This is a genomic window from Mycobacterium sp. DL99, assembly GCF_004762045.1.
Lineage (GTDB): Bacteria > Actinomycetota > Actinomycetes > Mycobacteriales > Mycobacteriaceae > Mycobacterium.
Genome location: NZ_SJOM01000007.1, coordinates 1,027,461 through 1,040,785 on the forward strand (window position 1 = coordinate 1,027,461; position 13,325 = coordinate 1,040,785).

13 protein-coding genes, 1 tRNA gene and 1 pseudogene are annotated in these 13,325 nt (G+C 65.6%); 7 read left to right on the forward strand and 8 right to left on the reverse strand.

Going from position 1 to position 13,325, the window contains the following annotated elements; genetic code table 11:
- Positions 1 to 15: 15 nt before the first annotated feature.
- Positions 16 to 495, reverse strand: a complete 480-nt coding sequence (locus EYZ64_RS05050; protein WP_135452367.1) for a MarR family winged helix-turn-helix transcriptional regulator — start codon at positions 493 to 495, stop codon at positions 16 to 18.
- Between the two features lie 205 nt (positions 496 to 700).
- Between EYZ64_RS05050 and EYZ64_RS05055 the strand changes: the two genes are divergently transcribed.
- The 3 genes from EYZ64_RS05055 to EYZ64_RS05065 are packed head-to-tail and all read left to right on the forward strand — an operon-like array spanning position 701 to position 4,492.
- Positions 701 to 1,183 (forward strand): MmpS family transport accessory protein, encoded by a 483-nt coding sequence (locus tag EYZ64_RS05055; RefSeq protein WP_135452369.1) that lies wholly within the window; start codon positions 701 to 703, stop codon positions 1,181 to 1,183.
- Entirely contained in the window at positions 1,162 to 4,032 is a 2,871-nt protein-coding gene (locus tag EYZ64_RS05060; protein WP_135452371.1) for an MMPL/RND family transporter, read from the forward strand. Before EYZ64_RS05055 ends, EYZ64_RS05060 begins: the two co-directional genes overlap by 22 nt.
- A gap of 1 nt (position 4,033) precedes the next feature.
- The gene (locus EYZ64_RS05065) at positions 4,034 to 4,492 is read left to right on the forward strand and encodes a hypothetical protein (protein ID WP_135452374.1); all 459 of its coding nucleotides are present in this window, start codon (positions 4,034 to 4,036) and stop codon (positions 4,490 to 4,492) included.
- Here EYZ64_RS05065 and EYZ64_RS05070 read toward each other — a convergent pair.
- The 4 genes from EYZ64_RS05070 to EYZ64_RS05085 are packed head-to-tail and all read right to left on the reverse strand — an operon-like array spanning position 4,478 to position 8,934.
- Positions 4,478 to 4,984, reverse strand: coding sequence for a (2Fe-2S)-binding protein (locus EYZ64_RS05070; protein WP_135452376.1), 507 nt, complete (start codon positions 4,982 to 4,984; stop codon positions 4,478 to 4,480). The two genes, EYZ64_RS05065 and EYZ64_RS05070, sit on opposite strands and share 15 nt — an antisense overlap.
- The gene (locus EYZ64_RS05075) at positions 4,977 to 5,861 is read right to left on the reverse strand and encodes an FAD binding domain-containing protein (protein WP_135452378.1); all 885 of its coding nucleotides are present in this window, start codon (positions 5,859 to 5,861) and stop codon (positions 4,977 to 4,979) included. The genes EYZ64_RS05070 and EYZ64_RS05075 overlap by 8 nt, the downstream gene beginning before the upstream one ends.
- Positions 5,858 to 6,562 carry an SRPBCC family protein gene (locus tag EYZ64_RS05080; RefSeq protein WP_135452380.1) on the reverse strand — a complete coding sequence of 235 codons (705 nt, stop codon included), beginning with the start codon at positions 6,560 to 6,562 and terminating at the stop codon, positions 5,858 to 5,860. Before EYZ64_RS05080 ends, EYZ64_RS05075 begins: the two co-directional genes overlap by 4 nt.
- Before the next feature lie 2 nt (positions 6,563 to 6,564).
- Positions 6,565 to 8,934 (reverse strand): xanthine dehydrogenase family protein molybdopterin-binding subunit, encoded by a 2,370-nt coding sequence (locus tag EYZ64_RS05085; RefSeq protein WP_135452382.1) that lies wholly within the window; start codon positions 8,932 to 8,934, stop codon positions 6,565 to 6,567.
- Positions 8,935 to 9,035: 101 nt separating this feature from the next.
- On the opposite strand from EYZ64_RS05085, the gene EYZ64_RS05090 reads away from it, so the two are divergent.
- The 3 genes from EYZ64_RS05090 to EYZ64_RS05100 all read left to right on the forward strand — a co-directional run bounded on the left by EYZ64_RS05090 (position 9,036) and on the right by EYZ64_RS05100 (position 11,716).
- Positions 9,036 to 9,689: a M15 family metallopeptidase gene (locus tag EYZ64_RS05090; RefSeq protein WP_286174631.1), complete on the forward strand. Its 654-nt coding sequence runs from the start codon at positions 9,036 to 9,038 to the stop codon at positions 9,687 to 9,689.
- Between the two features lie 99 nt (positions 9,690 to 9,788).
- On the forward strand, positions 9,789 to 10,490 hold the full coding sequence (locus EYZ64_RS05095; protein WP_135452385.1) for a cutinase family protein: 702 nt from the start codon (positions 9,789 to 9,791) through the stop codon (positions 10,488 to 10,490).
- A 146-nt stretch (positions 10,491 to 10,636) separates the two neighbouring features.
- A complete protein-coding gene (locus EYZ64_RS05100; RefSeq protein WP_135459821.1) occupies positions 10,637 to 11,716 on the forward strand; it encodes a glycoside hydrolase 5 family protein in 1,080 nt (359 codons plus the stop codon).
- Between the two features lie 7 nt (positions 11,717 to 11,723).
- Here the strand turns inward: EYZ64_RS05100 and EYZ64_RS05105 are convergent, their stop codons facing one another.
- The gene (locus EYZ64_RS05105; protein WP_167857709.1) at positions 11,724 to 12,527 is read right to left on the reverse strand and encodes an enoyl-CoA hydratase/isomerase family protein; all 804 of its coding nucleotides are present in this window, start codon (positions 12,525 to 12,527) and stop codon (positions 11,724 to 11,726) included.
- Between the two features lie 139 nt (positions 12,528 to 12,666).
- Between EYZ64_RS05105 and EYZ64_RS05110 the strand changes: the two genes are divergently transcribed.
- Positions 12,667 to 13,038 carry a DoxX family protein gene (locus EYZ64_RS05110; RefSeq protein WP_135452389.1) on the forward strand — a complete coding sequence of 124 codons (372 nt, stop codon included), beginning with the start codon at positions 12,667 to 12,669 and terminating at the stop codon, positions 13,036 to 13,038.
- Here EYZ64_RS05110 and EYZ64_RS32725 read toward each other — a convergent pair.
- Together EYZ64_RS32725 and EYZ64_RS05115 are read right to left on the reverse strand one after the other, a co-directional pair.
- A pseudogene (locus tag EYZ64_RS32725) lies at positions 13,035 to 13,118 on the reverse strand (HNH endonuclease); the annotation flags it as partial. The gene EYZ64_RS05110 and the pseudogene EYZ64_RS32725 sit on opposite strands and share 4 nt — an antisense overlap.
- Before the next feature lie 126 nt (positions 13,119 to 13,244).
- Positions 13,245 to 13,319, reverse strand: a tRNA-Thr gene (locus tag EYZ64_RS05115).
- Positions 13,320 to 13,325: the final 6 nt, after the last annotated feature.

Genomic DNA, 13,325 nt, shown 5'->3' on the forward strand with positions numbered 1-13,325 from the left:
TCGGCGACCGTCCGATCAGGCAACGCCCTCGGATTCGGCGTCTGCCGGCGTATCGGCGATCTCGCGCATCTGGTCGACCAGTCGCGCCGCGACCTGTGCGGCGAGCCACAAGGTCACCTGGTCGTCATCCGACAGTCCGGCCAGGAGCGTGGCGATGCGCTGCTTGCGGATGCCGGCCCGCTCATCCCACAACTGCCGGCCGCCTTCTCCGACCTTGACCAGGCATGCCCGTCCGTCGTCGGGATCGTCGCACCGTTCCACCAGTCCCTGCTGTTCCAGTCGCTGAACAAGCTGCGTCATGCCCGACTGGCTCGCACCTTCCGCCTCGGCCAGTGCGGTGACCCTCATAGGCCCCTCGCGGTTGAGGCGGACCAGAACGAGTGTTGCGCTCGCACTCAGGCCTTTGCGGTCAGCGAGATGTCGCCACATCAGATCAGCGCTCGAGACGAGCATGGCCGAGATCGCTTCCACTCTGCTGTTCGGCGTATCGCTCACGAGGTATTTATATCACTTTCAGGAAGTAATGCGCCGGAAACTGAGGGGCGTGGGCTTGGGCTGATGTGGCGTGGGTTCACGCGCTAACGGTCGACCATTATTGGTAATTCGCGGCGCACAGCGAAGTCACAGACTCGCCGTACGCTGCGGATTGGTGGTCAAAGGGGTTGATAGATAGTTCCTATATGCGATATATCTAGCCGTCATGATCGTTGACCAGCCGGCGGATGAGCGAGGCGACCGAGCGGCCCGACGCCCACTGGACGGAACCTTCCTGAACAAGGGCTGGCTCCCCTTGGTCACCGTCATCGCGGTCGGCATCGGATCGGTGGCCGTGTGGAAGGTGCATCAGATGTCGGAGCCGGGGCCTGTCCCGTCGGTGCTGACCGCTCAGGCGCCCGAGCAGTTCACCCCCAAGCGGCTCACCTACGAGCTGTTCGGGACCGTCGGCAACGGTGGGATGTTGAGCTACATCGACATCAACGGCCACCCGCACAAGGTCGACATCACCGAGCTGCCGTGGACGCACACGGAGACGACGACACTCACCGTCGTGTCGGGCAGCATCTCGGCGCAGGTCGACGGCGGCAACGTGGGCTGCCGGATGCTCGTCAACGACGTTGTGCGCGATGAACAATCGTCGACCCATGCGGATGCGGACGTCACCTGCCGGGTGAAGTCCGCATGAGCGCACACCGGGCGAAGGGGCAGGCCGTCGCCCGTGCCGTACGCGTGCTGGCGGTGCCGATCATCGTCTTCTGGGCCCTCCTCGCCGTCAGCACCAACACGTTCATCCCGCAGGTGGAACGCGTTGCAGAACAACTCGCAGGCTCGATGATCCCGAGTTACGCACCGTCACAGGTCGCGATGCTGCGCATCGGCGAGAAGTTTCAGGAGTCCACCTCCACCAGCCTGACGATGCTGGTGCTGGAAGCCGACCGGCCGCTCGACGACGGCGATCACCGGTACTACGACGACCTGATGAGCCGGCTCAAGCAGGATCCGGAGCACGTGCAGTACGTCATGGACCTGTGGGGCAAGCCGATCACCGCGGCCGGCGCCCAAAGCGTCGACGGTAAGGCGACGTTCGTCCTGCTGCGACTCGCCGGCAACATCGGCCAGCTCCAGGCGAACGAGTCGGTGAACGCCGTCCGCGACCTCATCGCCAACGACACTCCGCCACCGGGACTGAAGGTCTACGTCAGCGGGGCCGCACCACTGGCCGCCGACACACTGACGATCGCCAACTCCAGCCTCAACGACATCACCATCCTGACGATCATCCTGATCGTGATCATGCTCCTGGTGGTCTACCGCTCGGTCTCCACCCTGCTGGTACCGCTCGTCAGCGTCCTGATCGAGATGCTCGTCGCCAAGGGCGTCATCGCCACCCTCGGGCACTTCGGCATCATCCCGTTGTCGTCGTTCGCGGTGAACATCGTCGTGGCGCTGACCCTGGGCGCCGGAACCGATTACGGCATCTTTCTGCTGGGCCGCTATCAGGAGGCGAGGCAGGCCGGCGAAAGCCGGGAAGGCGCGTTCTACACCGCCTATCGCAGCGTCGCCCCGATCATCATCGGCTCCGGGCTGACCATCGCCGGCGCCTGTTACTGCCTGAGCCTGGCGCGTCTCGACTACTTCCACACCATGGGGCCGGCCGTCGCCATCAGCATGCTGTTCACCATCGCCGCCGCACTGACGCTCGCACCGGCGATACTCACGCTCGGCAGCATGTTCGGCCTGTTCGACCCGAAACGGGCGGCCAAGGGACACCTGTACCGACGGATCGCGACGAGTGTGGTGCGGTGGCCCAAACCCGTCTTCGTCGCCAGTTGTGCGGTCGTGATGATCGGAGCGGTGTTCGTTCCCACGTACCGGGTCAGCTACGACGACCGCTTGTACCAACCTGCCGATGGCTCAGCCAATCTCGGTTTCGAGGCGTCGGACCGGCACTTCTCGCAGAGCAAGCTGTTCAGTGAGATGCTGATGATCGAGAGCGATCACGACATGCGTAACTCGGCGGACTTCATCTCCCTGGACCGGGTCGCGAAGAGCCTCATCCGCCTGCCCGGTGTGGCCATGGTGCAGAGCATCACCCGTCCCTTGGGCCGGCCGTTGGAGCACGCGACGATCCCGTACCTGTTCACCACGCAGGGCAGCGGAAGCGGTCAGCAACTGCCGTTCAACGAGCAACAGAACGAGAACACCGACAAGCAGGCCGAGATCCAGGCGCGTTCGGTCGAGGTGCTGCAGCAGGTGATCGGGCTGACCCAGAAGATGTCCGACGAACTCCACTCGACGGTGCTCACGTTGGAGAACCTCAAACAGGTCACCGATGACATGAACGCCGGCATCTCCAACCTCGACGACTTCCTGAGGCCGCTGAAGAGCTACTTCTACTGGGAGCCGCATTGTTTCGACATCCCGGCGTGCTGGGCAATGCGATCGCTGTTCGACTCGCTGGACGGCATCGACAGCCTCGATGCGCAGATCACCAACGCCGTCACGTCGTTCGAGGCCATCGACCAGCTGCTGCCGCAGATGATCTCGCAGTTGGAACGCATGCTGGGCGACACCCGGTCCCTGCTCGGCGTGATCACCAACAACTACGGACCTGCGCACCTGCAGTCCACGCAGACCGATCAGACGTTCTCCGATCTGATCAACGTGGGCAACGACTTCGACCAATCCCGAAGTGACGACTTCTTCTACATCCCCAGAGAGGCGTTCGACAACGAGGACGTCAAGACGGGTATGCAGCTGATGATGTCGCCGGACGGCAAGGCCGCCAGGTTCATCGTCACCCATGAGGGCAACGCCATGGGCCCGGAGGGAATCGACCACGTCGAACAGTTCCCGGACGCGATCAAGGCGGCACTCAAGGAAACCTCACTGGCCGGCGCCAAGATCTACATCGGCGGCGCGGGGTCGAACAACAAGGACATCAAGGCCTACGCCGCGTCCGATCTGCTCATCGTGGCGATCGCCGCGATCGTGCTGATCTTCTTGATCATGCTCTATCTGACCCGAAGTCTGGTGGCGGCCTTCGTCATTCCCGGCACGGTGGCGTTCTCGTATGCCGGAGCGTTCGGGCTGTCAATCCTGGTGTGGCAGCACCTGATCGGCCTGCACCTGCACTGGCTGGTGCTGCCGCTGACCTTCATCATCCTGGTCGCGGTCGGCTCGGACTACAACCTGCTGTTGATCTCCCGGGTCAAGGAGGAGACCGGCGCCGGATTGAACACCGGGCTGATCCGGGCGCTCGGCAGCACGGGTGGAGTGGTGACCTCCGCGGGTCTGGTGTTCGCGTTCACGATGCTGGCGATGCTGATCAGCGATCTGCGCACCATCGGTCAGGTGGGATCGACGGTCTGCATCGGCCTGCTGCTCGACACCCTGATCGTCCGGTCGTTCATCGTGCCGTGCCTGCTACGAATGCTCGGACCGTGGTTCTGGTGGCCGACCTTCATCCGACAGCGACCACTACGGCAGCGCTCGCCACAGCCGGGTCCGCTGCGGCAGGAAGCAGAGGTGTGACATGACGACCTCCACTCTCTTCGGCCTGTTGTCGATCGTCTTCTTCTCATTGATCTGGGTGTTCGCGATCATCGCGTTCGTGTTCACGAGGCGGTCGATGAGCAAGCCTCACGTCACGTCGAAGCTCGACATCGGCGTCCTGCCGGCGACTTTGCGCAAGGTCCGTAAACGGGAGGCGCTCTCGGACGACGAGCTGACCTTGGCGCGTGAGGTGCTCTCCGTCCGTGGCAGCGTCCTGGCGTTCGCCGTTCCGGCCACCCTGTTCTGTATCGGATGCTTCTACGTCTTCGGCAGCCTCGAGCAACTCCACGGGCATACCCCGTCGGAACGCACGTTCCTCGGCGTCTTTCCGATGCTGACCTCCACCAACATGGCCGTCCAGATACTCAGGAGCGTGCGACTGAAACGGCGGCTGCCGAGACCCGGGCCCGGCGCATCGCGAAAGTCATTGCTGAGCTAGAGGCTTGAGCTCGGCGTCGTTGTCGGCGTGTTCGCAGACCCGGTGCACCGCGTTGACGATGCCCTGGTAGCCGGTGCAGCGGCAGAAGTTGCCCGAAAGCCCCTCGCGGATCTCCTCGTCGCTGGGATTCGGGTTATCGCGCAGCATCGCGGTGATCGACGTGACGAATCCCGGTGTGCAGAAGCCACATTGCAGGCCATGGCACTCCTTGAGCGCGGCCTGTACCGGGGACAGCTGCCCGTCCGGGCCGGCGATGCCCTCGACCGTGGTCACTTCCTGGCCGTCCACCTGAACCGCGAACACCAGACATGACCGGACCGCCTGCCCGTCCAGCAGGACCGTGCAGGCGCCGCAGGCGCCGTGCTCGCAGCCGAGGTGGGTACCGGTGAGACCGCAGTTGTCCCGGAGGAAATCGGCCAGCGTGACGCGCGGCTCGACCACACCCTGGTAGTCGCGCCCGTTGACCGAAACCGCAACCGGCAGTTCATGCATTGAGGGCCTCCTTGGCGTGCGTGGTTGCCTGGGTCCAGGCTCTGGAAACCATGGCGGCCCCGACCCGGGTCCGGTACGACGCCGTGCCCTGCAGATCGGAAGGAATGTCGGTGAGCTCGGACATCGCGAGCCGGCCGATCTCGTCGGCGGTGAGGCCGCCGATCGGGGTACCGATGACCGCCGACTCGGCCGGGGTGGCTCGCAGCGGGGTAGAGCCGAGTCCGAGCAGGCCGATACCGCAGCGCGTGATCCGGTCGTCCTCATCCAGCTCGAATCCGACCACAGCGCCGGCGATCGCGAAATCGCCGTGGCGTCGGGCGAATTCGGCGATCCCGAAGCCACTGCGGCTCGATGCGACCGGGAAGCGTACTGCGGTCAGGATCTCGTCTGAGTCCAGCGCGGTCTCCCACAGGCCGGTGAAGAACTCAGCGGCCGGGATCTGCCGGGTGCCACGCGCCGAGGTGGCCTCGATCGTCGCATCGAGCGCCAGGGCGACGGCCGCGTACTCGGCTGCCGGATCCGCGTGCGCGATAGCGCCGCCCAGGGTGCCGCGGCTGCGGATCTGGAAGTGACCGATGTGCGGCGTGGCCAGGGTCAGCAGCGGCACCGAATCGGCGACCTCGTCGTCCAGACCGACCATGACGTGGGGAGTGGCCGCGCCGATCCGAACCTCGTTGCCCTGCAGTGCGATGTCGTTCAACTCTGGCAGTCGCGAGATGTCGATCAGGTTCTCGAAGTGCGTCAGGCGCATGGCCAGCATCGGCACCAGGCTCTGCCCGCCCGCCAGGATCTTGGCGTCCTCGCCGTACTCGCCGAGCATGGACACCGCCTCGGTGACTGTGGCGGGCCGGTGATAAGCGAAGGGTGCGGGCTTCATGACACCAACCGCAGCAGCGCGGCGTGCAGATCCTCGGTGGTCAGCCCGCTGCTCTTACGCTTGTTGCGACCCGCTCGGCCGAACAGGAAGCCGAGCACACCTGCGGCCGCGACCGCGCCGATGGCCGGCGCGAACCGCTTGGCCATCGGCACCGCCATCACCTTGGCCAAGGCGAGTGCGTTGATCGGCGCAGCTTCCTGTGGTGCCTGCTCGGGTGACCCTGCGGTGGAACCGGTTTCGGCCGCCGAGGCCGTCCCGCCGAGGAGTTCGGCCTCCAGGCTGCGGGCGAACTGGTCGATCAGGCTGCCCGCCACGTCCGCCAGCACGCCGCGGCCGAACTGGGCGGCCTTGCCCGAGATGGCCAGATCGGTGGTGACGACCACGAGCGTGGAATCGGCGCCCTCGTCTTTGAGTTGGGCGGTCACGACGGCCGACGCGGTGCCGTTGCCGCGGGTCTCCTTGCCGTTGGCCTTGAGGACCACCCGCTGCGCGGCCACGTCCTTTTCCTGGAACGTCGCATCGCCCTTGTAGGACACCGTGATCGGGCCGACCTTCACCTTGACCGCGCCGGTGAAATCGTCGCCGTCGACGCTCAGCAGGGTGGCGCCGGGCAGGCAGGGCGCCACGCGCTCGACGTCGGTGAGCACCTCCCAGGTTTTCGCCGCAGGTACCGCGACCCGGAATTCGTTGTTGAGCTCCACGATCAGTGATCCCTTCCTTGGTTCTCCTGCGAGCGGGGTTCCTGCGCCTGCTCGATGGCTTCGACGATGGCCCACGGGGTGGCGGGCAGGGTGGTCAGGGTGACGCCGAGCGGGGCCAACGCGTCGTTCACCGCGTTGATCACCGCGGGCGTCGAGCCGATGGCACCGCCCTCGCCCGCACCCTTGTAGCCGCCGACGCCGGGGCCGGGGATCTCGACGTGGCCGTACTCGATCGTCGGGACCTCGGTGGCGGTGGGTAGCAGATAGTCCACGAATGTTGAGGACAGCGGGTTTCCGGCGTCGTCGTAGGACAGCTTCTCCAGCAGCGCGCCGCCGATGCCCTGGGCGGTGCCGCCGGCGATCTGGCCTTCGACCACGTTGGGGTTGATCATCGGGCCGACATCCTCGCTGACGATGTAGCGCGTGAGGGTGACGTGCCCGGTGACCACGTCGACCTCACAGGTACAGGCGTGGGTGGCATTGGCCCAGTGGATCGGGGCGGTCGGCGGTGCGGTGTAGCGGGCGGTGGCCTCCAATGACGCTGACATGCCCGGCGGCAGCATCTGCGGCTCGTAGCGGGCGCGGAAGGCCAGATCGGCGAAGCTGACACTCTTTTCGGGATCGTTGCGCGCAATCGCCTTCGACCCGCCGAGTTCGATCTCGGATTCCTCGACGCCCAGGCGTGCGGCGGCCATCGCGACCAGTTGGTTGCGCAGGATGGTGCCGGCCTCGTTGACCGCGCCCGCGGTCATCGGGGCGCTGCGGCTGCCCTGGGTGCCTGCACCGTAGGGGGTCACCGCGGTATCGCCCTGGATGGTGGCGACGTCGTCGATGTCGGCGCCCAGAGCGTCGGCGGTGAGCTGGATGACGGTGGTTTCCAAGCTGTTTCCGGTGGACCCGCCGTTGACGTACACGTTGATCTTGCCGGTCGGCTCCATCCGGATCGTGCATCCCTCGCTGGCCAGGTGCCCCGTGGCCGCACCGGTCGGCTCGATGTAGGCCGAGAAGCCCAGCCCGAGGTAGCGGCCCTGGGCCAGCGCCTCGGCCTGCTCCTTTCGGAAGCCCTCGTGGTCGAGGATCTTGACGGCCTGCTCGAAGGTCTCGATCGGGGCGACGTGGTCATAGGGCATGCCGTTGGGGTTGAAGTACGGCATCTCGTCGCGGCGCAGGAGATTCTTGCGCCGCAGGTCGACGGGATCCATGCCCATCTTGCGGGCGGCGATGTCGAGAAGTATTTCGCGGGTGAGGGTTTCGTACTGCCACGGCCCGCGGTAGGCGTGCAGGCCCGCGGTGTTAGAGAACACCGTCTTGTAGCTGAAGCTGGCCTTGGGCACGCGGTACGGGCCGGGGAAGAACATGCCGATGGCCGCGGTGGTCAGCACGGGGTACGGGGTCGGGTACGAGCCGACGTCCTGAATGAAGTCGATGTCGGCCGCCAGGATGGTGCCGTCGTCATCGAAAGCCATGCGCACGTCGCCGTCGACGTGGCGGGACTGACCGGCCGACATCAGGTTCTCGCGGCGGTCCTCGATCCACTTGAGCGCCGTGGGAACTTTGCGGGCGGCCAGCATGATGCACATGTCCTCGCGCATCGGGACGACCTTCTGGCCGAATCCGCCGCCGGTGTCGCGCATGATGACCCGCACATGTTGGGCCGGGATGCCGAGCAGCCGGGCCGCGAAGGCTCGCAGTTCGTGCGGGGTCTGGGTGGAGGCCCAGATGGTCAGCTCGCCGGAGGTCGCCGACCATTCGGTGACCATGCCGCGCGTCTCGATCGGCACCGGCACGTGCATCTGCTGGTAGACGTGCTCTTTCACCACATGCGCGGCGGAGCCGAAGACCTCTTCGTCGGGCGGCATGCCGGCCAAGCCGCCGGCGTTGTTGTCGGGGAAAGCCTCGTGAACGGACACCTCGGAGGTGAGGGCCTGCCGGAAGTCGGCGATCGCGGGCAGTGGCTCGTAGTCGACGTCGACCAGATCGACCGCGTCCTCGGCGATGTAGCGGTTCTCGGCGATGACGAGCGCCACCGGATCCCCGACGAACTTGACCTCGCCCTCGGCCAGGGGTGGCCGTGGGGTATCGGCGACATCCTTGCCCGCGACGGCATGCCAGGCCTCTTTGACCTCAGGGTTCAGGTCGGCGGCGGTGAGCACCGCATATACGCCGGGCAGCGCCAGGGCTGCGGCGGCATCGATGACGGTGAACTTCGCATGCGCGTAGGGGCTGCGGACGAAGCAGGCGTGCAACATGCCGGGCCGTGTGATGTCGTCGACGTACGTACCGCGTCCGGTGAGCAGGCGGGTGTCTTCGACCCGCTCGACCCGTCTGCCGGCATAGCGGGTTGCGACGGTCTCCGGTACGGCTGACGCCATAGGATCGCTCCAATCCGTCGGTTACTTCTGCGCGTAAGTAAATGGCCGCCGGAGGCTCCGACGCTGAATAAGAGTGTGGTTATCGTACATCGGAAAGCAACATGCCTGAAGAAGAGAGTGTCATTTCCGCACGGACCCGGCTGCTGGCGCTCACAGTGCTGACGACCGCCGCCATCGCCGTCCCGGTCGCCTCGGCGCCGGCGTCGTCCGCCAGGCCGGCGGCCGAGGCGGGCCTGGTCGACGTGCGCTCAATCGTCCCCGACGCGGTGATCGACCTGCGGTACGCGACCAGCGACAACTTCGTCGGTCAAAGGCTCTACCCGCCCGGGGCGCCGTGCCTGGTCCACGAGTCGATGGCCCCCGGGTTGGCGGCTGCTGCGGCCGCGCTGCGACCGCAGACCCTGGTGTTCTGGGACTGCTATCGGCCACACGAGGTACAGGTCAAGATGTTCGAGGTGGTGTCCAACCCGAACTGGGTGGCCCGGCCGTCAGCGTATGCACGCAGCCACGAGGCAGGCCGCTCTGTGGACGTGACGATCGCCGGGGCTGACATGGGCACCGGGTTCGACGACTTCACCCCGCGCAGCCTGGCCTACGCCACCGACGGGGTGAGCCCGGCGGCCCAGGCCAACCGGGCCCGGTTGCGCGAGGTCATGGGCGTGGGTGGGCTGGCCGTATACCCGGGGGAGTGGTGGCACTTCGACGGCCCGGGAGCGGCCGATCCTCGGCCCTATCTGGACGTGCCGCTGGGATAAGTCCCCGTCAATATTTGCGGACCCTGTCATCCAGGTTTCGGATGTGCCAGCATGGGGAACTGAAAACGTTCGAACGATCCGGTTCGCGTGGAGTCGCAAATGAACGTCTTGAAACTGGTCCATGGCGCGGTGCTGATCGCCGCTTGCGCCGTACCGATCGCACCACTGCCCACCGCATCCGCACAGCCGTGCCCCGACGTCGAGGTGGTGTTCGCCCGCGGCACCTACGAGCCACCGGGGGTCGGCGGACCGGGACAAACCTTCGTCGACGCGCTGCGTGCGCGTGCCGGGGAGCGTTCGATCGAGGTCTACCCGGTGAACTATCAGGCCAGCGGGAACTTCGGCGACCGGATCGAGTTCGCCAGGACAGTCGTCGACGGTATCCGGAATGCGACCGACCATATCGAGGCCACGGCCAGGGACTGCCCCAAGACGAAGATGGTGCTGGGCGGCTACTCCCAGGGCGCCGCGGTAGCGGCCTATGCCACCGCCGCCACCGTGCCTGACGGGATCCCGCCCGAATACAAGCAGTACATTCCAGAGCCCATGGCGCCCGAGATCGCCGACCACGTGGCCACGGTGGTGCTGCTGGGCGCGCCGTCAACCGAGTTCATTCGCGATATCGGCGCACCGCCGATGGTGATCGGCCCGCGATACAAGGACAAGACCATCGAGTTGTGCGAGCCCGGCGACACCATCTGCGACGGAACACCCGCCGGGGTACCCAACTTCGCGCACACCGCGTACGTGTTCAACGGGATGCCGGGCCAGGCAGCGGATTTCACGGTGGGCCGGCTCTGAGGGTGCCGAGTTGATAACGATATGAAACCTCAATGGTTGCAATGTGATACGTGAGCCCGGGGTATTTGCTGGGCGCCACTATGTTCGACTGAGTGCACCGTCGAACGGCCCTCAAGATCCCGCTGGTACTGGCAGCATCCGCGGCTTTGAGCACACTTCCCGTGATTCCTCGCGCGACCGCAGCAGCGGGCCAGTGGCCGGTTGAGCGTGCCAACGCGTGGTACCAGGCGCAGGGCTGGCTCGTCGGCACCAACTTCATCACGTCGAACGCGATCAACCAGATCGAGATGTTCTCGCCGGGCACCTATGATGCGCGGCGCATCGACAGTGAGTTGGGCGCGTGCCGACTCCTCGGGTTCAACACCGTACGGGTCTTCCTGCACGACCTGCTGTGGGCGCAGGACCGATCGGGATTCCAAAGCCGGCTCGCCCAATTCGTCGGGATCGCGGCGCGTCAAGGAATCAAGCCGCTGTTCGTCTTCTTCGATTCGTGCTGGGATCCGCACCCACAGCTCGGGGCGCAGCGGGCACCGACGCCCGGCGTGCACAACTCCGGCTGGGTGCAGAGCCCGGGCGCACAACGTATCGACGACCCTCGCTACCGCCCCGCTCTGCGTGATTACGTGGTCGGTGTGATGAGCCAGTTCCGCAACGACAACCGGGTCCTGGGCTGGGACCTCTGGAACGAGCCGGACAATCCTGCGAAGCAATACCGCAAGGTCGAGCGCAAGGACAAGATCGACGCCGTCGGAGGTCTGCTGCCCCAGGTGTTCGGTTGGGCACGTTCGGTCAATGCCGTGCAGCCGTTGACCAGCGGTGTGTGGCAAGGCAGCTGGGATCGCGGCAGCCGCAGCGAGATGGACAACTTCCAGCTCGACAACTCCGACGTCATCTCCTTCCACTCCTACGCGGGCCCCGACGAATTCGAGGCCCGCATCGCCGAACTCGCCCCACTGGGCCGGCCGATCCTGTGCACCGAGTACCTGGCCCGGGATCAGGGCAGCACGGTCGAAGGCGTGCTGCCGGTTGCCAAGCGGCACAACGTCGGTGCCTACAGCTGGGGGTTGGTGGCCGGAAAGACCCAGACCTATTTCCCGTGGGATTCGTGGGATAAGCCCTACACCAAGGTTCCGAACGTGTGGTTCAGCGATCTGCTGCAACCCGATGGGCGCCCGTACAAGGAAAGCGAATACCAGACACTTCGGAAGCTGACCACCCGGGTTTGACCGCCCGTCAGCGCGATGTCGATCCGCTCGGTCGAAGGACACCCTTGAACTCGTCCGAGGCGAGGCATCGAGCCTGTGCGGCGACGGCCATTCGCAGACTCGTCGCGGAGTCCAGGCGCCAGCCGGCATCGATGGCTGCTCGCGCGCCGCGGACAGCCGTCGGCGGTTGGGCGGCCAGTCGCTCGGCGAATTCGGTCACCGCAGAATCGAGTTGGCCATCGGGGACAATGCGATTGGCCAACCCGATCCGGAATGCCTCGGCAGCGTCGATGATCTCGCCGAGCAGGATCAATTCCCGCGCTCGAGCCTCACCGATGATGCGCGGCAACCGGAAGGTGGCACCCATGTCGGGCAGCAGGCCGTAGCGCCCCTCGATGAGGCCGACGCGTGCGCCTTCGGCAAAAATCCGGAAGTCACAGGCCAGGGCCAGTTGCAGGCCCGCGCCATAGGCGTGGCCGTGGACGGCGGCGACGCTGGGGCACCGCAGTTCTGGGATGAACTCGAAGACGCCTGCCACCTCGAGGCCCAGTTCGATGGTTTCTTCGTCGTCGGGGTCCCGGTCGGCGAACCGGGCCAGCGTGCCCGTCATCGCCTCCGCCAGATCGAGCCCCGCCGAGAACGACCTGCCCGCGCCCGCCACCACCAGGCAGTGCAACTCATCGTCTTCGGCCAGCCGTGTACCGAGATGACCGAGTTCCGTTCGCATTTGCGGATTCAGCGCGTTCAGCTTGGCGGGCCGATTCAACGTGAGCGTGCCGACGTGCGCTCGGCGGCCGTAACGGATCGTCTCGTAGCCGGTGTCGTCTGCCATGGCATCTCCCCGAAAGCGGTTTGTCCTCACTCCCTTAGACGATGCGCGGCGTTCATTTGTGACACCGGCCATGTGGTGTCACATCCGGGCACCGTCCTTCGTCAACGGTCTAGATACCCAAAACAGAAGGGACACCGCCATGAACATCGCGCTATGGGCCGCCCAGTTGACCTTGGCCGCAGTATTCGCCGTATCCGGCACCGCCAAACTCACCATGACACGCGAGCGACTGCTGGACACCGGTCAAACCGGGGTGGCCGTGTTTCCCATGCCGGTGGTCCGCTTCACCGCCTTGATGGAACTTCTCGCTGTGATCGGGCTGATCGCGCCCGGACTCACCGGAATCGGTGCGGTACTCACGCCGCTGGCCGCCGCCGGGTTGTGCGTGGTGATGGTGGGCGCAGCGTGGGCGCACAGCCGACTACACGAACCCCGGAATGTGCTGGCCAACACCGTGCTCTTCGCCCTGGCGGCCTTCGTGATGATCGGCCGCGGCCTGGTCTCCTGGTAGGACTGCCCGTTGGCGTAGCGCTCTCGGCGGAAATGGCGGCCATTGCCACGGTTGCGGCTCTTGTACGTCGGGAGCTGCGAGACGCGGCCTGACATGCCGTTACTGCAATAGATCTTCTGGCTGCGCTTCTCCAACGGTGAACCACAGCCGCGACAGAGCCTCACATGGGGAAATTACTGACAAGCACCGACAACCAAATCGATGCGTGGAGCCCCCGGTCAGGATTGAACTGACGGCCTACGCTTTACAAGAGCGTTGCTCTACCACTGAGCTACGGAGGCGGGTGG

What these genes read in the sequence shown, in the direction of transcription:
- EYZ64_RS05075 (WP_135452378.1), bottom strand. Translation starts at nt 5,861, where the DNA reads ATGAAGCCCGCACCCTTCGCTTATCACCGGCCCGCCACAGTCACCGAG.
- EYZ64_RS05105 (WP_167857709.1), bottom strand. Translation starts at nt 12,527, where the DNA reads ATGGCAGACGACACCGGCTACGAGACGATCCGTTACGGCCGCCGAGCG.
- EYZ64_RS05065 (WP_135452374.1), top strand. Translation starts at nt 4,034, where the DNA reads ATGACGACCTCCACTCTCTTCGGCCTGTTGTCGATCGTCTTCTTCTCA.
- EYZ64_RS05055 (WP_135452369.1), top strand. Translation starts at nt 701, where the DNA reads ATGATCGTTGACCAGCCGGCGGATGAGCGAGGCGACCGAGCGGCCCGA.
- EYZ64_RS05070 (WP_135452376.1), bottom strand. Translation starts at nt 4,984, where the DNA reads ATGCATGAACTGCCGGTTGCGGTTTCGGTCAACGGGCGCGACTACCAG.
- EYZ64_RS05085 (WP_135452382.1), bottom strand. Translation starts at nt 8,934, where the DNA reads ATGGCGTCAGCCGTACCGGAGACCGTCGCAACCCGCTATGCCGGCAGA.
- EYZ64_RS05090 (WP_286174631.1), top strand. Translation starts at nt 9,036, where the DNA reads ATGCCTGAAGAAGAGAGTGTCATTTCCGCACGGACCCGGCTGCTGGCG.
- EYZ64_RS05095 (WP_135452385.1), top strand. Translation starts at nt 9,789, where the DNA reads ATGAACGTCTTGAAACTGGTCCATGGCGCGGTGCTGATCGCCGCTTGC.
- EYZ64_RS05110 (WP_135452389.1), top strand. Translation starts at nt 12,667, where the DNA reads ATGAACATCGCGCTATGGGCCGCCCAGTTGACCTTGGCCGCAGTATTC.